At 68.6% G+C, this 19,436-nt stretch carries 19 protein-coding genes; 9 read left to right on the top strand and 10 right to left on the bottom strand.

What is annotated here, in order from left to right; genetic code table 11:
* Positions 1–71 precede the first annotated feature (71 nt).
* From pyk to AACL56_RS01415, 3 genes are all read right to left on the bottom strand, one after another.
* Positions 72–1,520: a pyruvate kinase gene (gene pyk / locus AACL56_RS01405; protein ID WP_339088052.1), complete on the bottom strand. Its 1,449-nt coding sequence runs from the start codon at positions 1,518–1,520 to the stop codon at positions 72–74.
* A 102-nt stretch (positions 1,521–1,622) separates the two neighbouring features.
* Entirely contained in the window at positions 1,623–2,816 is a 1,194-nt protein-coding gene (locus AACL56_RS01410; protein WP_339088053.1) for a phosphoglycerate kinase, read from the bottom strand.
* Between the two features lie 114 nt (positions 2,817–2,930).
* Complete coding sequence (locus AACL56_RS01415; protein ID WP_339088054.1) at positions 2,931–3,836, bottom strand: LysR family transcriptional regulator; 906 nt, start codon at positions 3,834–3,836, stop codon at positions 2,931–2,933.
* An 88-nt stretch (positions 3,837–3,924) separates the two neighbouring features.
* Here AACL56_RS01415 and AACL56_RS01420 point away from each other — a divergent pair, with 88 nt between their 5' ends.
* From AACL56_RS01420 to AACL56_RS01445, 6 genes are all read left to right on the top strand, one after another.
* A complete protein-coding gene (locus AACL56_RS01420) occupies positions 3,925–4,497 on the top strand; it encodes a VOC family protein (protein WP_339088055.1) in 573 nt (190 codons plus the stop codon).
* Positions 4,490–5,611, top strand: a complete 1,122-nt coding sequence (locus AACL56_RS01425) for an alpha/beta hydrolase family protein (RefSeq protein ID WP_339088056.1) — start codon at positions 4,490–4,492, stop codon at positions 5,609–5,611. Before AACL56_RS01420 ends, AACL56_RS01425 begins: the two co-directional genes overlap by 8 nt.
* A gap of 7 nt (positions 5,612–5,618) precedes the next feature.
* Positions 5,619–7,268, top strand: coding sequence for an FAD-dependent oxidoreductase (locus AACL56_RS01430; RefSeq protein WP_339088057.1), 1,650 nt, complete (start codon positions 5,619–5,621; stop codon positions 7,266–7,268).
* Entirely contained in the window at positions 7,265–7,471 is a 207-nt protein-coding gene (locus AACL56_RS01435; protein WP_339088058.1) for a DUF2783 domain-containing protein, read from the top strand. The genes AACL56_RS01430 and AACL56_RS01435 overlap by 4 nt, the downstream gene beginning before the upstream one ends.
* Positions 7,468–8,445 (top strand): MBL fold metallo-hydrolase, encoded by a 978-nt coding sequence (locus AACL56_RS01440; protein WP_339088059.1) that lies wholly within the window; start codon positions 7,468–7,470, stop codon positions 8,443–8,445. Before AACL56_RS01435 ends, AACL56_RS01440 begins: the two co-directional genes overlap by 4 nt.
* Positions 8,446–8,512: 67 nt before the next feature.
* Positions 8,513–9,484: a Bug family tripartite tricarboxylate transporter substrate binding protein gene (locus AACL56_RS01445; protein WP_339088060.1), complete on the top strand. Its 972-nt coding sequence runs from the start codon at positions 8,513–8,515 to the stop codon at positions 9,482–9,484.
* 27 nt (positions 9,485–9,511) lie between these two features.
* Here AACL56_RS01445 and AACL56_RS01450 read toward each other — a convergent pair whose 3' ends face one another.
* The 5 genes from AACL56_RS01450 to def all read right to left on the bottom strand — a co-directional run bounded on the left by AACL56_RS01450 (position 9,512) and on the right by def (position 12,769).
* A complete protein-coding gene (locus tag AACL56_RS01450) occupies positions 9,512–9,859 on the bottom strand; it encodes an AzlD domain-containing protein (protein ID WP_339088061.1) in 348 nt (115 codons plus the stop codon).
* A 193-nt stretch (positions 9,860–10,052) separates the two neighbouring features.
* Entirely contained in the window at positions 10,053–10,793 is a 741-nt protein-coding gene (locus AACL56_RS01455) for an AzlC family ABC transporter permease (RefSeq protein WP_339088062.1), read from the bottom strand.
* The gene (gene fmt, locus AACL56_RS01460; protein ID WP_339088063.1) at positions 10,793–11,746 is read right to left on the bottom strand and encodes a methionyl-tRNA formyltransferase; all 954 of its coding nucleotides are present in this window, start codon (positions 11,744–11,746) and stop codon (positions 10,793–10,795) included. Before fmt ends, AACL56_RS01455 begins: the two co-directional genes overlap by 1 nt.
* Positions 11,743–12,246 carry a hypothetical protein gene (locus AACL56_RS01465; protein ID WP_339088064.1) on the bottom strand — a complete coding sequence of 168 codons (504 nt, stop codon included), beginning with the start codon at positions 12,244–12,246 and terminating at the stop codon, positions 11,743–11,745. The genes fmt and AACL56_RS01465 overlap by 4 nt, the downstream gene beginning before the upstream one ends.
* Before the next feature lie 4 nt (positions 12,247–12,250).
* Positions 12,251–12,769, bottom strand: a complete 519-nt coding sequence (def, locus tag AACL56_RS01470; protein WP_339088065.1) for a peptide deformylase — start codon at positions 12,767–12,769, stop codon at positions 12,251–12,253.
* Positions 12,770–12,928: 159 nt separating this feature from the next.
* Between def and AACL56_RS01475 the strand changes: the two genes are divergently transcribed.
* From AACL56_RS01475 to AACL56_RS01485, 3 genes are read left to right on the top strand one after another with little or no spacing between them, the layout of a single operon-like run.
* A complete protein-coding gene (locus tag AACL56_RS01475) occupies positions 12,929–14,146 on the top strand; it encodes a LysM peptidoglycan-binding domain-containing protein (RefSeq protein ID WP_339088066.1) in 1,218 nt (405 codons plus the stop codon).
* Between the two features lie 36 nt (positions 14,147–14,182).
* Positions 14,183–15,340 (top strand): DNA-processing protein DprA, encoded by a 1,158-nt coding sequence (gene dprA, locus AACL56_RS01480; protein WP_339088067.1) that lies wholly within the window; start codon positions 14,183–14,185, stop codon positions 15,338–15,340.
* 34 nt (positions 15,341–15,374) lie between these two features.
* Positions 15,375–15,893: a DUF494 family protein gene (locus AACL56_RS01485; RefSeq protein WP_339088068.1), complete on the top strand. Its 519-nt coding sequence runs from the start codon at positions 15,375–15,377 to the stop codon at positions 15,891–15,893.
* Between the two features lie 17 nt (positions 15,894–15,910).
* Here the strand turns inward: AACL56_RS01485 and AACL56_RS01490 are convergent, their stop codons facing one another.
* Together AACL56_RS01490 and secF are read right to left on the bottom strand one after the other, a co-directional pair.
* Positions 15,911–18,313, bottom strand: a complete 2,403-nt coding sequence (locus AACL56_RS01490; protein WP_339088069.1) for a DUF1631 family protein — start codon at positions 18,311–18,313, stop codon at positions 15,911–15,913.
* A gap of 163 nt (positions 18,314–18,476) precedes the next feature.
* Complete coding sequence (secF, locus tag AACL56_RS01495; protein ID WP_339088070.1) at positions 18,477–19,436, bottom strand: protein translocase subunit SecF; 960 nt, start codon at positions 19,434–19,436, stop codon at positions 18,477–18,479.

A 19,436-nucleotide genomic window follows, 5' to 3' on the forward strand; every position in this document is an offset into this window, starting at 1 on the left:
CAACCCCCTTGCAGGGGGCAACACCAGCGGCCCGGCAAAGCCGGTTCCGCGGTGTTTCCCGAATGGGGCCGTCAGCTCGCTCGGCAGATCTTCAGCATGTTGGTGCCGCCCGGGGCACCCATCGGCTCGCCGCAGGTGATGGCGTAGACGTCGCCGCTCTGCACGATGCCGCGTTTCTTCAGGTGGTTCTCGGCCTGCAGCAGCGCGGTGTCGCGGTCGCTCTCCGAATCCATCAGCAGCGGACGCACGTTGCGGTACAGCGCCAGCTTGCGCTGCGTGGCCAGCCGCGAGGTCAGGGCGTACATGGGGATGTGCGCGCGATGGCGGCTCATCCACAGCATGGTGGAGCCCGACTCGGTGAGCGCCACGATGGCCTTGGCGCCCAGGTGGTGGGCGGTGAACAGCGCGCCCATGGCGATCGACTGGTCGATGCGGCTGTAGGCCTTGCCGCTGAAGTCGGCGTCGAGCGTCTTGTCTTCGGCGGCCTCGGCGGCTTCGCAGATGCGGCTCATCTCCTGCACGGTCTCGAGCGGGTAGCGGCCCGACGCGGTCTCGGCCGAGAGCATCACGGCGTCGGTGCCGTCGAGCACGGCGTTGGCCACGTCGCTCACCTCGGCGCGCGTGGGCACGGGGTTGGTGATCATCGACTCCATCATCTGGGTCGCGGTGATGACCACCTTGTCCATGTCGCGCGCCAGGCGGATCATCTTCTTCTGCAGCGCCGGCACGGCGGCGTTGCCGACTTCAACGGCGAGGTCGCCGCGAGCGACCATGATGCCGTCGCTGGCGCGCAGGATCTCCTCGAGCTTGGGAATGGCCTCGGCACGCTCGATCTTGGCGATCATGCCCGGCTTGTGGCCGTATTCGGCGGCCGCCACGTTGCACAGCTGGCGGGCCATTTCCATGTCGGTGGCGTTCTTGGGAAAGCTCACGGCCACGTAGTCGGCCTGGAAGCTCATCGCGGTCTTGATGTCTTCCATGTCCTTGGCGGTCAGCGCGGGCGCCGTGAGGCCGCCGCCCTGCTTGTTGATGCCCTTGTTGTTCGACAGCTCGCCGCCGAGCTTGACGGTGGTGTGCACCGCCTCGCCCCTTACCGCGTCCACCGTGAGCACGATGAGGCCGTCGTTCAGCAGCAGCCGGTCGCCGGGCTTCACGTCGCGCGGCAGATCCTTGTAGTCGAGGCCCACGGCGTCGACGTCGCCGAGTTCGGTGCGCGATGCGTCGAGCACGAACTTGGCACCGGGCTCCAGCCAGACCTTGCCCTGCGCGAACTTGCCGACACGGATCTTCGGGCCCTGCAAGTCGGCCATGATGGCCACTTCGCGGCCCGCCTTGCGGGCGGCTTCGCGCACCATGGCGGCGCGGTCGATGTGGTCCTGCGCCGTGCCGTGGCTGAAGTTGAGCCGCACCACGCTGACCTTGGCCAGGATCATCTGCTCGAGCAGTTCAGGGGTACTGGACGCCGGACCGAGCGTGGCAACGATCTTGGTGGCGTGGCGGGGGATGCGGTCCGAACTCATGAGGGTGGTCTCCGTTTTGTATCCGCTACTGTATACACTTTGTGTGTCCGGCGATAGTCGCCTCCCGGGCTTTCGCCGGACGGCGACCCGCCGCGCCGGAGATCAACCGGCCGCGCGCTTGGCCAGGATTTCGAAGGCTGGCAGGGTCTTGCCTTCCAGCACCTCGAGGAAAGCACCGCCGCCGGTCGAGATGTAGCCGACCTGCTTCTCGATGCCGTACTTGGCGATGGCCGCGAGCGTGTCGCCGCCGCCGGCGATCGAGAACGCACTGCTCTCGGCAATGGCCTGCGCGATCGCCTTGGTGCCACCCGCGAACGCGTCGAACTCGAACACGCCCACCGGGCCGTTCCAGACGATGGTGCCCGCCTCGCGCAGTTGCGCGGCCAGTTGGGCGGCCGTCTTCGGGCCGATGTCCAGAATCAGGTCGTCGTCGGCCACGTCGCTGGCGTCCTTGACGGTGGCTGCCGCATCGGCCGCGAAGGTCTTGGCCGTGACCACGTCCACCGGGATCGGCACGTCGGCGCCGCGCGCGCGCATGGCTTCGATGACGGCCTTGGCCTGGTCGACCAGGTCGGGCTCGGCCAGCGACTTGCCGATCTTCAGGCCCGCCGCCAGCATGAACGTGTTGGCGATGCCGCCGCCCACGATGAGCTGGTCGACGTTGGCCGACAGGCTCTTGAGGATGGTGAGCTTGGTGCTCACCTTCGAGCCCGCCACGATGGCCACCAGCGGCCGCTTGGGTTGCGCCAGCGCCTTGGTGATGGCGTCGATCTCGGCCGCCAGCAGCGGGCCCGCCGCGGCGATCTTGGCGAACTGCGCGATGCCGTAGGTGGTGGCCTCGGCGCGGTGCGCGGTGCCGAAGGCGTCGTTCACGTAGATGTCGGTCAGCGCGGCCAGTTTGCGCGCCAGCGCCTCGTCGTTCTTCTTCTCGCCCTTGTTGACGCGGCAGTTCTCGAGCAGCACGACCTGGCCGGGCTTGACGTCGACGCCGTCGACCCAGTTGGCGATCAGCGGAACCTCGCGGCCGAGCAGTTCGCCCAGGCGCCTGGCGACGGGCGCCAGCGAGTCCTCGGGCTTGAACTCGCCCTCGGTCGGGCGGCCCAGGTGCGACGTGACCATCACGGCCGCGCCGGCGTCCAGCGCGAGCTGGATGCAGGGCACGGAAGCGCGGATGCGCGTGTCCTCGGTGATGTTGCCGGCGTCGTCCTGCGGCACGTTGAGGTCGGCACGGATGAAGACGCGCTGGCCGGCGGCTTTGCCCTGTGCGCAGAGGTCGGTGAATCGAATGACGTTCATGGATCTGGAGGAGGTGGAAGACGGGTCGGCCTGCATTGTAGGTTTCACCCCGCCGCAGCCCTGTACGCCTCTTGCGGTGTTCTGATGCTTTTCGGCCTTGAGATGCCCATTGCGCTAGGCCTTCGGCTGCGCCCTGGCGAAACCTTCCAGGATCTCCACGAAGCTGGCAGCCGCCGGCGACAGGGTTCGGCGCGCCGCGCTGTAGACGCACACCTCGCGGTGGAAATCGGGCGATTCGAGCTTCACCATCTGCAGCCCGTGGGCACGCACCAGCGGCGCGGAGTAGGTCGGGCAGACCGTGAGCCCGAGCCCCGAGGCCACCATGCCGAGTGCAGTGGTCATGTACGACACCTCCTGAGTTCCTGCGCGCAGCAGGTATTCGCGCTCCTGAGCGCCCAGTTCGGGCAGCGCGCGCTGGCGGAAATCGCGCGTGGGCGCGATGAAGGTGTAGGGCGACAGCTCGTGCCAGCGCACCTTGCGGCGCCTGGCGAAGGCGTGATCCGGCGGGCAGATCAGCCAGTGCCGGTCGCGGAACAGCGTGCGGCGCTCGATGGCGCCGTCCACGGCCACGTCTTGCCCCACGGCCAGTTCGACATCGCCCGCCGACACGCCTGCCAGCAGATGCTCGGGCAGCGTGTCGGCCAGGCGGACATCGACGTCCGGATACCGCGCGCGGTAGGCGGCGATCACGCGCGGCATCAGCGTGCAGGCCATGAGCTGCGGCGCCGCAAGCCGCAACAGCCCTTTCTTCTTGTCACGCAAATCGGTCACGCCGGCCACCGCGCCCGCCAGATCGCCGAGCAGGCGGTGCACCGAGGGCAGGAATTCGCGCCCCGCTTCCGAGAGCTGGACGCTGCGGGTGTTGCGGTCGAGCAGCTGCACGCCCATCTCGCGCTCGAGTTCGCGCACCAGCACGCTGAGCGCCGACTGCGTGAGATGCAGCTGCTGCGCGGCGGCAGTGAAGCTGCCGCTCTCGGCCACCGCGGCGAAGGCGCGCAACTGGCGCAGGGTGAGATTCATATATATGGTTATTTCATCAATCGATGAATTAATTTCGATTGCATCATAAGACGCAACGTCGCCCAATCGCGGCTCCACGGAGACACGCATGCCGACGACGACCGCCCCACGGCCCACCCGCCCGCGCCCCAGTACGGGGCTGCACCATTTCGCCTGGCGCTGCCGCGGCGGCGAGGAAACACGCCGCTTCTACGAAGACCTGCTGGGCCTGCCGCTGGCCCACGTCATCAAGAGCGACCACGTGCCGAGCACCGGCGAGTACTGCCCCTACGTGCACATCTTCTTCCAGATGCGCGACGGCTCGTACATCGCCTTCTTCGACCTGGGCGACGACGTCGCCGCGCTGCCCTCGCCCAACACGCCGGCGTGGGTGAACCACATCGCGCTGCGCGTCGATTCGGTGGCCGACCTGCTGGCCGCCAAGGCGCGGCTCGAAGGCGCAGGCGTCGAAGTGCTGGGCGTGACCGACCACCACATCATCGAATCGATCTACTTCTTCGACCCCAACGGCATCCGCGTGGAACTGACCACGCCGACCGTGCCGCAGGCCGAGATGGACGCGCATGCCCTGCGCGCGCGCGCCGACCTCGACGCGTGGACCGCGCGCAAGGCCGGCCTGCGCGCCGCTGCCGCAGCATCGAAAGGCGCATCGGATGTCTGAACTGCAACTCGCCGTCATCGACGTGAAGCCCGGCGCGGCCATGGAGAGCCAGTCGGGCCTGCAGATGCTGCGCCCGCGCATCTACGGCGCCTTCCGCGCACCGCCGGGACCGAAGAAGGTCGCGGCCATCGTGATGCATCCGACCAGCAACTTCATGGGCCACTACCTGATCGGCCCGCTGGCCGAGCACGGCATCTGCTGCATGGGACTCAACTCGCGCTTCGTGGGCAACGACACCGTGCTGCTGATGGAGCGCGCCATCCAGGATCTGGGCGCCGGCGTGCAGCACCTGCGCGCGGCCGGCTACGAGAAGGTGCTGCTGGTCGGCAACTCGGGCGGCGCCGCGCTGGCGGCCTTCTACCAGGCGCAGGCCGAGCGGCTCACCGCCACGCACCTGCCCGACGGCGACCCGACGCACCTGCATCCCGGCGACCTGCCGCCCGTGGACGGCATCGCGCTGTGCGCCGCTCACCTGGGCCGCACGCGGCTCATGCGCGACTGGATCGATCCCTCGGTCACCGACGAGCACGACCCGCTCTCCGTCGATCCCGAACTCGACATGTACGACGCGCGCCACCGCGTGCCGTATGACAGCGACTTTCTCGCGCGCTTCGGCGCGGCGCAGCGCGCGCGGCTCGACCGCATCGAGCGGTGGGCCGTCGACCGCCTCGCGCTGCTGCGCAAGACGCCGGGTGCGCCGCGCGACCAGGCCTTCGTCATCTACCGCACGCACGCCGACCCGCGCTGCGTCGACCTCTCGCTCGACGCGAACGACCGGCTGCCCGGCAGCGTATGGGGCGACGCACGCCAGGTGAACTACTCGGCCAATGCCATGGGCCGCACCACCTCGCTGACCGCGTTCCTCTCGCAATGGTCGTCGCGCTCGCAGGCCGACGGGCCGACCAATCTCGCGCGCACCACGGTGCCCAAGCTGCTGCTGACCTACACGGGCGACCAGTCGACCTTTCCCAGCACTCGCGACGCCTGGATGGCAGCGGGCGGCGCGCGCATCCGCAATGTCGACATCGTTGGCGGCAACCACTACCTCGCGGGACAGCCCGGGCTGGTGCTGGAGGCGGCGGACGCCATCGCCGAATTCGCGCACGCGCTCTAAGAAGACCATGGAGACCTTTGCATTCGCGCCGGCCTACGAGCTGCCGAGCTGGCCTTTCACGCCGCCGCCCGAACTGAACAGCACGAAGCCCGTGCGCCACCCGATCGTGATCGTCGGCGCCGGTCCTTCGGGCCTCACGCTCGCCTGCGACCTCGCGCAGCGCGGTGTGCGCGCTGTGCTGCTCGACGAGGACGACACCGTGGGCGTGCGCGGCGCCTCGTCGCGCGGCATCTGCTACGCGCAGAAGAGCCTGGAGATCTTCGAGCGCCTGGGCATCTACGAGCGCATCGCGGCCAAGGGCATCACCTGGTCGTTCGGGCGCACCTTCTCCGGCGATCAGGAGGTCTACAACTTCAACCTGCAGGCGAACAGCGTCTCGAGGCAGCCGCCGTTCATCAACCTGCAGCAGTTCTATATCGAGTGGTTCCTGGTGGAGCGCATCCTCGAGCTCGGCCTGACCGACGTGCGCTGGAAGAGCCGCGTCACGCGCGTCGAGCCGCTCGCCGACGGTGTGCGCCTGGACATCGAGACGCCCGCCGGCAGCTACACGATCGAAGTCGACCGCCTGATCGACGCGACCGGCGCCAACAGCGCGATCCGCACGCAGCTCGGCATCGACGCGCATTCCTCGCGCAGCACCGACCGCTGGTGCATCAGCGACGTCCGCTTTCGCAAGCCGCTGCCCACCGAGCGCTGGACCTGGGTCGACGCGCCGTTCAACGAGGGCCGCGGCGTGTGGCAGCACCTGATGGCCGACGGCGTGTGGCGCATCGACTACCAGATGCCCGAGGACTGCGACACGGCCGCCATCAGCCGGCCGGAGGTGGCCGGCGCGCGGCTGCGCGAACAGCTCGGGCCCGACGTGGAGTTCGAGTTCGTGTGGATCGGCCCCTACGGCTACCGCGACCACCTGCTCGACAGCTTCAGGCACGGCCGCGTGTTCTTCATCGGCGATGCGGCACACGTGGTGAGTCCGTTCGGTGCGCGCGGCGGCAACAGCGGCATCCAGGACGCGGCCAACCTCGGCTGGAAGCTCGCGCTGGTGGCGCAGGGCCATGCCGGCGACACGCTGCTCGACAGCTACGACGCGGAACGCCACCCCGCCGCGAAGCAGAACCTGCAGGTGACGAGCCGCTCCGCGCGCTTTCTTGCGCCGCGCTCGCCGGCCGAGCACACGCTGCGCCGCGCCGTGGTCGCGCTGGCCGCGCGCCATCCCTTCGCGCGCACGCTGGTGAATACCGGGCGCATGTCGGTCGCCAACGATTACCCCGCCGCGCCGGCGTTGCCCGATGGCGGGCGCACGGTCCAGAACCTGCCGCTGCGCTGGGCCGACGGCCGCGAGACCACGCTGATGCAGTTGCTCGCCGACGGCACCCGGTGCCTCGGCCTGTGGTTCTCGCCTGCGCGCGCGCAGGCCGATGCGGCGCGCGAGGCCACGGCCTCGCTGCCTCTGCGCCTGCTGGCCATCGGCGGCGACAGCGGCCTGCCCACGCTGCAGGCCGACGACCGGCTCGCCACCCATCTCGGCATCGGCGGCGCAGGCGGCTTCGCGCTGGTGCGGCCCGATGCCTACTGCGCCGCCGTGCTCGCGAACGCCACGCCGGACACCATCGCGGCCGCGCTGCACGTCGCCCTCGCCCACGACTCCGCCCCATGATCACCGAGCCCCGCATTCCCGATCCCGACGGCTTCTACGCAGCGCTGCTCGCGGCGCATGAAGGCCGCACCGAGGCGCAGAGCGCCGACCTCAACGCCCGCCTCGTGCTGCTGCTGGCCAACCAGTGCGCCGACCAGGACGTGCTGCTCGCCTGCATCCGCGCGGCCGCCGAAGAAGACCCCACGACAACGAACACCCCATGACCACGACCGTTTCCTTCGCGTCCGCCTCGGACACCCGCGAGCAGAAGCCCCGGCTGCACGAACTCGCGCCTGGCGCCTGGGGCTACATCAGCGACTTCGACCCCAACTGCGGCTTCGTCGTCGGCGACGAGCAGGTGGTGCTGATCGACACGCGCCCCACGCCGCGCATGGCGCGCGACTTTCTCTCTGCCATCCGCACGGTGACCGACAAGCCGATCAAGACCATCGTGCTCACCCACTACCACGCAGTGCGCGTGATGGGCGCGAACGCCTTCGACGAGGTGGAGCAGATCATCGCGAGCAACGGCACGCTCGACTGGATCCGCACCCGCGGGCAGGCCGACTTCGACTCGGAAGTCGGCCGCTTTCCGCGCCTGTTCGCGGGCGTGGAAGAGATTCCGGGCCTCACCTTTCCGACGACCAGCTTCCATGGCGAGATGAGCCTGTGGCTCGGCCCCCGCCCCGGCACGGGCCGCGAGCTGCGGCTGATGGCACTGGGCCGCGGGCATTCGAGCGGCGACACCGTCGCATGGCTGCCCGACTGCGGCGTGCTGTTCTCGGGCGACGTGGTCGAGAACCATTGCGGCGTGTACGCGGGCGACGCCTACATCGGCGACTGGGCCGGCACGCTCGACGCGGTGCGTGCGCTGAACCCGCGCGTGCTGGTGCCCGGGCGCGGCGCGGTGCTGCAGGACGAAGCGGCCTGCGCCGAGGCCATCGGGCTCACCAAGGCCTTCCTGTCGACGCTGCTCGACAGCGTGAAGGCCGGCATCGCCGCGGGCGACACGCTCAAGGGCTGCTTCGCGCGCGCCGAAGCCGCGATGGCACCGCGCTTCGGCACTTGGCCGGTGTTCCAGCACGTGCTGCCTTTCGACGTGTCGCGCGCCTATGACGAGCTGCGCGGCATCGAGCACCCCGTGGTGTGGACCGCCGAACGCGACCGCGAGCTCTGGCAGGTCCTGCGCGGCGAATGACCTGGGCCGGAACGAACCGACCGAACCGACCGAACCGATTCAAGACAAGCAACGGAGACGACAGACGATGAAGCGACTACTTCCCCTGATCGGCGCGGCGCTCGCGCTGGCCACCAGCCTCGCATCGGCACAGCCGGCGACCTACCCGACCCAGCCGGTCAAGTGGATCGTGCCCTACGTGGCCGGCGGCGGCACCGACAACCTCGCGCGCTCGCTGGCGGAGGCGATGCAGCCGTCGCTCGGGCAGCCGCTCATCATCGACAACCGGCCGGGCGCGTCCACCAACATCGGCGTCTCGGTGATGATGCAGGCCCGGCCCGACGGCTACACGATCATGCAGGCCGAGAACGCCGCGCTGCTGTTCAACGAACACATGTTCGCCAAGCTGCCGTACAAGCCCGCGAGTGACTTCACCTACATCGGCACCATCGGCCGCTTCCCGGTGGCGCTGGTGGTGCACCCCGACTTTCCGGCGAAGACCGTGGCCGAGTTCGTGCGCTACGTGAAGGCCAACCCCGACAAGGTGAGCTATGCCTCGCCCGGCAACGGTTCGCCGCACCACATGGCGATGGAGCTCTTCAAGCAGAAGGCGGGCCTGACGATCACGCACGTGCCGTACAAGGGCGCCGCGCCCGCCATGACCGACGTGATGGGCGGCCAGGTGCCGACGATGATGCTCGACCTGGCCTCGGGATTGCCGATCATCCGGTCGGGCAAGGTCCGGGTGCTGGCCATTGCACTGCCGCAGCGCGCGGGCGCCCTGCCCGACGTGCCGACCTTCGTGGAGGCCGGCTTCAGCGACGTCAACGCTTACGCCTTCCACGGGCTGATCGGGCCGGCCGGCATGCCGCCCGAGGCGGTGGCGCGGCTCAATGCCGAGCTGCACAAGGCGATGAAGGCGCCGAAGGTGGTAAAGCTTTTCGCCGATTTCGGCTTCGAGGCGCTCCCCGGCACGCCGCAGGACTTCTACAAGCTCTCGCGCGCGGAAAGCGACCGCTGGGGGCAGATCATCAAGACCGCAGGCGTGAAGCTGGACTGATGAGCCCCCGGCCGCGCCGGCCGCGTGCTACCAGCCGAGGCCGAGGTGCAGCGGCAAATACACCGCCATGCCCGCGAGCATGGTGCCGAGCACGCCGCGGCGCCAGTAGAAGTAAGCCGCGCCGACCACCGCCGCATACAGGCGCGCGTCGTGCAGCGTGGTGACGAGGTGGCCCTGCGTCATGACGATCTCGGGCGCGATCACCCCCGCGAGCGCAGCGGCCGGCGCGTAGTGCAGCGCACGGTGCGCCCACTCGGGCAGGCCCCAGGGCCGGTCGAGGATGAAGAAGAAGCAGCGCGTGAGCACCGTGACGAGCGCGAGCCCGACGATCACGCCGAGGGTCCACCAGTCGGTGGTTGCGTTGGCGGTGCTCATTTGCCTGCCTCCCCCACTCTGCACGCACTTCGTGTCGCTTCGCCACCCCCCTCCGGGCGAGGGGGGCGAGCGCCTCCGGGCGGCCGCGCGGCGCTCAGGTAGTTCTCCTCCCCCAGCCTGCGCGCACTGCGTGTCGCTTCGCCTACCCCCTCCGGACGGAGGGGGCGAGCGCCTCCGGGCGGCCGCGCGGCGCTCACTTGTCATCCTCCGCGTCGGGATCGAGGCCGAACTGCTTCTCGAGCCAGAAGCACAGCAGCACTGCGACGCCGATGGCCACGACGATGTTGAGCTTCAGCGGCAGCGCGTAGGCGGCGACCGCCGTGGCGCCGGCGATGAGGGCGGCGAGCACGCGCAGCCGCGTGGTCGCCATGGAGCAGACGATGGCCACCAGGCTTAGCACGCCGGCAAAGCTCAGGCCCCAGTTCTGCGGGATGAAGTTGGCGAGCGCGACGCCCAGCAGGCTCATGCCCATCCAGGCGCACCAGGTCACGAAGTAGTTGCCGGTGAGGTAGGCCTCCTGCGCCTCCTGCTCGGCAATGGTCAGCGGCGGCTTCGGGTACTTCTTGGTGAACAGCGCATAGCTCATGTCCGCCGTGAGGTAGCCGTGCAGCATGCGGCGCCAGCGCGGCATGTGCATGAGGTAGGGGCGCAGGTGCAGGCTGAACACCACGAAGCGCAGGTTGACGCAGAAGCCCGTCGCCAGGATGACCCAGGCCGGCGCGCCCGCGAACAGCAGCGGAATGGCCGCGAGCTGCGAGCTGCCTGCATACACGAGCAGCGTCATGGCCAGCGCCTCGACCACGCTCATGTTCGACTTGACCATGGCGACGCCGGTCATGAGCCCCCAGGCGCCGATGCCCATGGCTACCGGCGACATGTCGCGCACGCCGATGCGGAATTCGGGGCGGCCGCGGATGCTTTGCGAGAGGAACATCAGCCGAACGCCTGCCCGGGCTTCAGGTCGAAGCCGCGCAGGAAATCGGCCACGGCCAGGCGCTTGCCACCCGGTCGCTGAAGTTCGGTGACGGTCACGGCCGCATCGGCGGCGGCCACGGTGACGCCGGCGTCGGTCACCGCGAGGATGGTTCCCGGCGCGGCCGATTCGGCAGAAGGCGCTGCCTGCGCGGTCCAGAGCTTGACGGTCTCGCCGTCGAGCGGGCTGTTGGCGCCCGGGAACGGATCGAAGGCGCGGATGCGGCGCACGATGGCCTCGGCCGGCTGTGCCCAGTCGATCAGCGCCTCGTGCTTCTCGACCTTGCTGGCATAGGTGACGCCCTCGGCCGGCTGGGGCGTACGGGTGAGGGTGCCGATGCGCGCGAGCGCCTCGACGATCATGCGGCCGCCCATGTCGGCCAGGCGATCGTGCAGGCGGGCGGTGTTGTCGCTGCCGATGTCGAGCGCCTCGCGCAACAGCATGTCGCCGGTGTCGAGGCCGGCGTCCATCTGCATGATGGTGATGCCGGTCTGCGCGTCGCCGGCCTCGATGGCACGGTGGATCGGCGCGGCGCCGCGCCAGCGCGGCAGGAGACTCGCATGGATGTTGAGGCAGCCGTGCACAGGCAGGTCGAGCACCCACTGGGGCAGGATCAGGCCGTAGGCGGCGACCACCATCACGTCGGGCCTGGCGGCGAGCAGCGTGTCGCGCGCGGCCGAGGCCTCGTCGGGGTACTTGCCGTCCAGCCGCAGGCTGCGCGGCTGCGCCACCGGCCAGTGGTGGGTCACGGCGCATTGCTTGACGGGCGAGGCCTGCAGCTTCATGCCGCGGCCGGCCGGGCGGTCGGGCTGGCTCATGACCAGCACCACGTCATGCCCGGCGGCGGCAATGGCCTCCAGGGCGACGCGCGCGAACTCGGGCGTGCCCGCGAAGACGACTCTCAGGCGGCTCAATCCCGGATCCGATCGAGATCGAGATCGTCCCCCGTGTGATAGCGCCGGACCACGCCGGTCGGATCGATGTAGATGTACAGCATGCGGCGCTCGTTCACGGCCTTGTAGCGCCAGGTCCAGACCGCGCCGTCGAAGGAACTCACGCGGGAAATCTCATAGGGGCGGCCGTAGAACGCCATCACGTCGTTCTGGCGCCACTGGTTGACCTTGATGTCGTGGCCGAAGCGGCCTTCGTTGAGCACCTGCGTCACCGACACGACCTTGCCGGAGGCATCGACGTCGATGTCGGTCACCTCGAAGCCGGCGGGCAGGCGCGAGTACTGCAGGCGCTCGCCGCCGCCGGTCAGCGGATAGCGGCCGGTGGGCGGGCCCAGGCGCTGCAGGGTGTCGGCGGCAGAGGCGCCAGGCTGGACGCGGGTGGGCTCGCCCGCGCAACCGGCGAGACCGAGGCCGGCGGCAAGGGCCAGCGCGGCAAGGAAACCGAAGCGACGGAAGATCATGGGTTCAGGCCCGTTCGCGCAGTTCTTCGCGCTGCTGCTTGAGCAGCTTGCTCTTGATGCGGTTGCGCTTCAGGGGGGACAGGTATTCGACGAACACCTTGCCCAGCAGATGGTCGAGTTCGTGCTGGATGCACACCGCCAGCAGGCCGTCGGCCTCGATGGTGCGCGACTCGCCGTTCTCGTCGAGCGCCTGCACCTTCACCGAGGTGGAACGCATCACGCCGTCGTAGATGCCGGGCACCGAGAGGCAGCCCTCTTCGTTAAGCACCTTTTCGTCGCTGGCCCAGGTGATCTCGGGGTTGATCAGCACGATCGGTTCGTTGCGTTCCTCGGAGGTATCGATGACGACCAGGCGCTCGTGCACGTCGATCTGGGTTGCCGCCAGGCCGATGCCGTTGGCGTCGTACATGGTCTCCAGCATGTCCGCGATGAGGGTCTTGATGCGCGCGTCGACGCCCTGCACCGGCTTGGCCACCGTATGCAGGCGCTTGTCCGGGTAACTCAGAATGATTCGTTTGGCCATGAAATCGGGGGGAAGTTGTGGCTATTTTCGCCAATTCCGCGACGCGACGGGCCCCCGGAGTCCGAAAACGTTGCCCTCGCATGGGGTTCAGCGCAGAATTCGTAGCAAATTGTGAGATTCGTATGCGCCGCGCTACTGCGGGGCGCTCACCATCCAGACATGAAAAAGCTCAGCTTCACCGACCGCCAGCGCCCGTCTCTTCTTGCAACGCTGACCGCCCTTGCGGTCATCGGCAGTTGCGGCGCGACGACGGCCTGGGCACAGAACTATCCGGTCACGCCCCAGCAGCGCGCGACGGCGCAGCAGACAGCGCAGGCCGGCGTGCCACTGAGCGAACTGGCACCCAACGCCCCCGACGAGTACACCATCAAGCCCGGCGACACGCTCTGGGCCATCTCGCGCCTCTATCTGCTGCGCCCCTGGCGCTGGCCTGAGCTCTGGGGCATGAACATCAACGAAATCGCCAACCCGCACCGGATCTATCCGGGCCAGGTGCTCTACCTGGACAAGAGCGGCGGCCGCGCACGCCTGACCACCCGCCGCGGCGGCTTCAGCGGCGACGGCGGAACCATCAAGCTGTCACCTCGCACCCGCTTCGACTCGCTGGCCGGCATGGCATTGCCCACGCTCAACCCGAGCATCATCGAACCCTTCCTGAGCGAACCCATCGTGGTCGACGCCGGCACGCTCGATGCCGCACCGCGCATCGTCGCGGGCAACGACAGCCGCGTGCTGCTGTCGCGCGGCGACCGGGCCTATGCCCGCGGCAGCGCCGAGGCACCCCTGGTCGAGACCGCCGGCCCGGTGCAGAACTTCCGGATCTTCCGCAACGCCACCCCGCTGAAGGACCCCGGCACGGGCGAAATCCTCGGCTACGAGGCGCAGTACCTGGGCAAGGCCCGGCTGCAGCGCGGCGAGTCGACCACCATCGAGACGGTGGAGGACAAGGACGTCGTCACCGTGGTACCCGCGAGCATCGACATCATCGCGTCGCGCGAGGAAATGCGCGCCGGCGACCGCCTGCTGCCCGAGCCCCCGCGCCAGCTGCTGAGCTACGTGCCCCGCGCCCCGTCGACGCAGGTCGACGGGCGCATCGTCTCGGTCTACGGCAACGCGGTGCAGTTCGCAGCGCAGAACCAGGTCGTGGCCATCAACAAGGGCACGCGCGACGGCATCGACAACGGCCACGTGCTGGCCATCCTGAAGAACGGCGAGACGATCCTCGACCGCACCGGCGCCCGCAAGGAAACGATCAAGCTGCCGAACGAACGCATCGGCCTGCTGATGGTGTTCCGCACTTTCGAGAAAGTGTCCTACGCGCTGGTGCTGGAAATCAACGACACTCCCCGCGCCGGCGACTTCCTCGTCAATCCCTGACCCGCGACGCCGGCATCCCTTCCCGCACACATTCGTTTGGAACGCGCAGAACTCGCAGGCTGGCTGCGGCTTTCACTGACGTCAGGCATCGGTGACGCTGGCGCGCGCCGCCTGCTCGCTGCCTTCGGGCTGCCCGAGCGCATCTTCGCGCAGCAGGACGCGGCGCTGCGCGAGGTCGTTTCCCATGCCCAGGCCGACGCATTGCAGCAGACGCCGGCCAACCTGCAGGCGCAGATCGACCTGACCTGGCAATGGCTCCACGCGGCGACGGACGACGGCTCGGGCAACCCGGCCGGCGCCACGGCAGCATCGCGCCGCATCGTCACGCTCGGCGACCCCGGATACCCCGCGTCGCTGCTCGAAACGGCCGATCCGCCGTTGATGCTCTACCTGCTCGGCAACGCCGATTTCGACCTCACCCAGCTGGGTCACAGCATCGCCGTGGTGGGCAGCCGCAACCCGACGCCGCAAGGCGCCACCAATGCACGCAGCTTCGCCCGCGCACTGGGCGATGCCGGCCTGCCGGTGGTGTCCGGGTTGGCGCTGGGCGTCGACGGCGCTGCGCACCAGGGCGCACTCGATGCGGCCGGCGACCTGCCCCGGCTGGCCACGGTGGCCGTGGTCGGCACAGGCCTCGATCGCGTCTACCCCGCAAGGCACCGCGACCTCGCGCACCGCATCACGCAGCAGGGCCTGATCGTGAGCGAACTGCCCCTGGGCACGCCGCCGCTCACGCAGAACTTCCCGAAGCGCAACCGGCTGATCGCCGGGCTGGCGCGCGGTACGCTGGTGGTCGAGGCGGCGCTGCAGTCGGGCTCGCTCATCACGGCGCGCCTCACGTCCGAACAGGGCAAGGAAGTGTTTGCCATTCCGGGTTCGATCCATTCGCCGCAGTCGCGCGGCTGCCATGCGCTGATCCGCCAGGGGGCGAAGCTGGTGGAGTCGGTGAGCGACATCCTCGAGGAACTGCCGCCGCTGCAGGCGCGCGCCGCCGGCGGCAACGGACATGCGGGCACGGCCACCGAAGACCCGTTGCTCGACGCACTCGGATTCGACCCCGTGAGCCTCGACGCGCTGAGCGCGCGCACAGGCTGGAGTGCAGCCGCGCTGCAGGCGAAGATGCTCGAGCTCGAACTCGACGGCCATGTCGCACGGCTGCCCGGCGGGCTCTTCCAACGAAGCGCTTCCACGTAGCTCGCGGCGCACGAACGTGGGCTATATTGGGGCCATGTTCGAAGTGCTTGTCTTTGTCTACGAGAACTATTGGCGCGGCGACGCCTGCCCCGAACCCGAACAGCTGGGCCGCAAGCTCAGCGCACATGGTTTCGAGGCGGAGGAGATCCGCGAAGCCCTTCACTGGCTCGACGGCCTGAGCCTTGCCACGCAAGGCATGCAGATCGAGCGCAACGCCGACGACGAGGCGAGCGCCACGGTCACGCTGCGCGGCGCATCCGAGCCGGCCCTTCCTCAATCGGCGGGCTCCATGCGGGTCTACTCGCAGGCCGAGCAGGAACACCTGGGCGCCGAATGCCTCGGCTTCATCCGCTTCCTCGAGTCCTCGGACGTATTGCCCTGCGGCATGCGCGAGATCGTCGTCGAACGGGCGATGGCCGCGCCGGGCGACCCGGTCGCGATCGACGAACTCAAGATCATCGTATTGATGGTGCATTGGAGCACCGGCATCGAGCCCGATGCGCTGGTCCTCGACGAACTCTGCGAGAGTCGCGAAGGCCGCGTGGCCCACTGACCCGGTGGCGGGGCGGGCTAGTTCAGCAGCCGCTCGGGGTTCGCATCGAGCTTGGCCAGCGCTTCGCGCGTGGCGCGCACCGTGAGCGTCTCTTCCTCGGCCGGCACCAGCAGGCCAGCCTGCAGGTAGGCGGCGAGCCGCCCTGCCTGGATCAGGAAGCTGCGTCCGTCCGCAGACGCGAACAGGTGCAGTTGCTTGCGATCGCTGCGCCAGACGAACTGGACCTGGCTCACGCGGTCGTTGTGGTCCAGCATGAACCAGTTGCCCACCTGCAGCTCGTGCGCCCAGGCCAGCATGTCCTCGGACACCTTGGTGCCTGCAGCGTCGGGAATGACCTCGATGGATGCGGCATCCACGCCCAGCAGCAGCTCGATGCTGTGGGCGTCCAGCGGCAGGTCGGCGGAGCCGCTCACGTCGCTCACGAAATCTTCCAGATGCGTCAGCCGCTCGGCCATGGCTTCGATCTTGGCCTGCGGAATCGCCTCGGTCTTCGACATGAACGCGTCGGACAGCGTGGCGCCGATGGTCTTGATGTGCGCTTCCTGCGGCTCGTCGACGATGCCCAGCAACGCCATGCCCTGGCGCAGGCGCTGCAGCAGTTGCGGCAGGTCCTGGATCACGCGAGCGCGGTCGGTGCGGTTGGGCTTGGCGCTTGCGGCCCAGACCAGTTCGGAGGCCACGCGCTTGAGCATGACGGTCTGCTCGCCCTGCGCGCCGTAGCGCAGCGCGGCGATGGCCAGCACTTCGGCCCAGACCTTGAACAGGAATTCGCGGATCTCGTCGCGCACCGGCATGTCGTTGAGCATCTTGCGCAACTCGATGGTGTACTGGATCGCCATCGTCTCCTTCTGCTCCACCTGCTGCGCCACGCTCATCACGCGCTGCGTGGTGTCGCTCTGCGTCAGGTAGCGGTTGAGGAAGGCGACGAATTCGTCGAACACCAGCTTGAACACGCGCTGGCCCGTTTCCGGGTACTGCTCGATCACCTGCACCACGCGCTTGATCTCGTTTTCGAGGGCACTGCCCGAGATGGCCGCGGCATCGAAGCCCATGACGCACGATCCCATGCGGTCGATCAGCATGCGCGCAGGGTGCTGCAGGGTGCCGAAGAACTCCGGCTCGGCGATGGCCACGCGCAGCACGGGCATCTGCAGGCGCGCGAACCAGACGCGGGCGGAGAACGGAATGCGCTCCTCGGCCAGGATCGCCTGGAACATCAGCGCGACGATCTCGACCGTCGCCTTGTCGGCGGTGGTGGGTGCGCGCTTCTTGAGTTCGGCGGTGCGCCTGCGCAGGTCGACCGCGGTCTGCTGGATCAGCGTGGCCTGCTCGCCGTTGCCGTCCATGTACTGCGTGGCGGCCATGCGGTAAGCGACCTCGGCATCCGCAATGGCACCAGCGAAGGTGCGCGAGAAGACACGCGGCGCCGCACTGCCCGGACCCTGGCTGGCCGTACCACCCGCACCGGTGCCGCCTCCCGTGGCACGGCCGTCGGCGGCCATGGGCACGGACGGGCCGCCGGCATCGCCGCCGATGCGCGCGGTGACGAAGCGCTTGAGATTCATCAGCGCGTTCTGCGCGCGCTGCCGCGCGACCATGAGCGGCGATCCACCGGTGGTGGTCGCGCTGGACGCCCCACCCGGCATCGACGCGGCTTGGTGCCCATCGAAGCCGAAGCCGGCGCGCTGCGCGCTGTGCGGGCCGGCAGACATGCCGCTGTCCATCGGCACGCTGGCGGACGCTGCCGAGCCCGTGGACGCGCCGCTGGCATTGCCGGTGCGGCGCACGAAGCTCTTGAGATCGATTTCCTCCATCACGCCGTTGGCGATCAGGAAGGCATTGGCGCTCTGGTAGGCCTTGACCACTACCTCTACCAACCCCTGCTGCACGGTGTCCTGCACGCGAGTCCAGAGCCCGCGGCTCAAACCGGCCGCCAGCCACTGCTCGACCAGCAGCTTGGCGAGCGTCTCAGGCTTGAGCACGTCCTTGGCATCGAGCTCGGTCGTGCCTTCGAGGTGCTGGATGCGCAGGCGCAGGTCGCTGAGCTCGAAGCTGGCCTTGTCGTGGATCATCTGCGCCAGGCGAGACGAAAGAATGTTGCTCTCGACCACCTCGTCGCCGATCAGCTCGAGGCGCAACGCCGAAGACGTGCCCGAAGCACCGACGGCCGCGGTTCCCAGCGCCTTTCGCCAGCCGTTCTGCGCGAGGGTTACCCACTGGGTGGCTTGGCCGTGGAAGGCGACGAAGTCGTCGCGATGTTCCTGCATGGCGCGGGCATTGCCCGCCTCGGAGGACAGGGCCGTCAGGCGGTCCCGGATCAAACGGGCCAGTGGCGCGATCGCGCCTTCCGTGGCCGATACGAAACGCTCACGCGTCTCGCGTGCGAGCTGCAAGGAAGAGGCGGACCGCGCAATGCTCATTGAAAAGTCGGGAAGACCTGGATATTCGATTCGTCAGCAACAACCGAGAGCTTGCATCGGGATGCCCAACCGCACAAGTGTGGAGAGTGCCCGGCGTTGCATGCGAACCGCGGCGCGGCATGGCCGCCACCGCTCTGTTTAAACCTGAAGTATCCAGTATTCCTCAGACCACGGCGCCGGCGTTGGGATCGTCCTCGGATTCGCCGTCGCGCTTGGTCGGGCCGCCCTTGACGAGGTCTTCGCGCTTGATGCCCAGCCACATGGCGATGGCTGCGGCCACGAAGCACGAGGAGTAGATGCCGAAGCAGATGCCGATGGTCAGCGCCAGTGCGAAGTAGTGCAGCGTCGGCCCGCCGAAGAAGAACATCGAGAGCACCACCAGCTGGGTGGAACCGTGGGTGATGATGGTCCGGCTGATGGTCGAGGTGATCGCGTTGTCGATGATCTCGGTGGTCGTCATCTTCCGGTAGCGGCGGAAGTTCTCGCGGATCCGGTCGAAGATCACGACCGACTCGTTCACCGAGTAGCCCAGCACCGCCAGCACCGCCGCCAGCACCGCCAGCGAAAACTCCCACTGGAAGAAGGCGAAGAAGCCCAGGATGATCACCACGTCGTGCAGGTTGGCCAGCACGGTCGCCAGCGCGAACTTCCACTCGAAGCGGAACGCCAGGTAGATCATGATGCCGACCACCACCATGCCCAGCGCCTTCAGGCCGTTGGTGGTGAGCTCTTCGCCGACCTGCGGGCCGACGACCTCGATGCCGCGCTGCGTGGCCGACTCGTCGACCGACTTCAGCGCCTGCATGACCTGCGCGCTCTGCTGGTCGGAGCTCATGCCCTTCTGGGCCGGCAGGCGGATCTGGATGTTCTCGGAGGAGCCGTAGCTCTGCACCTGGACGTCCGGGTAGCCGAGCTTGCCGATGGCGTCGCGCACCTTGCCGATGTCGGCCGACTGCTTGTACGCGACCTCCATCACGGTGCCGCCGGTGAACTCGACCGACAGGTGCAGGCCGCGATGGAACAGGAAGAACACCGCCAGCGCGAAGGTGGCGAAGGAGACGATGTTCAGCACCAGCGCGTGGCGCATGAACGGGATGGTCTTGTGGATGCGGAAGAATTCCAT

The sequence above is a fragment of the Variovorax paradoxus genome (assembly GCF_902712855.1).
Taxonomy (GTDB): Bacteria; Pseudomonadota; Gammaproteobacteria; order Burkholderiales; family Burkholderiaceae_C; genus Variovorax; species Variovorax paradoxus_Q.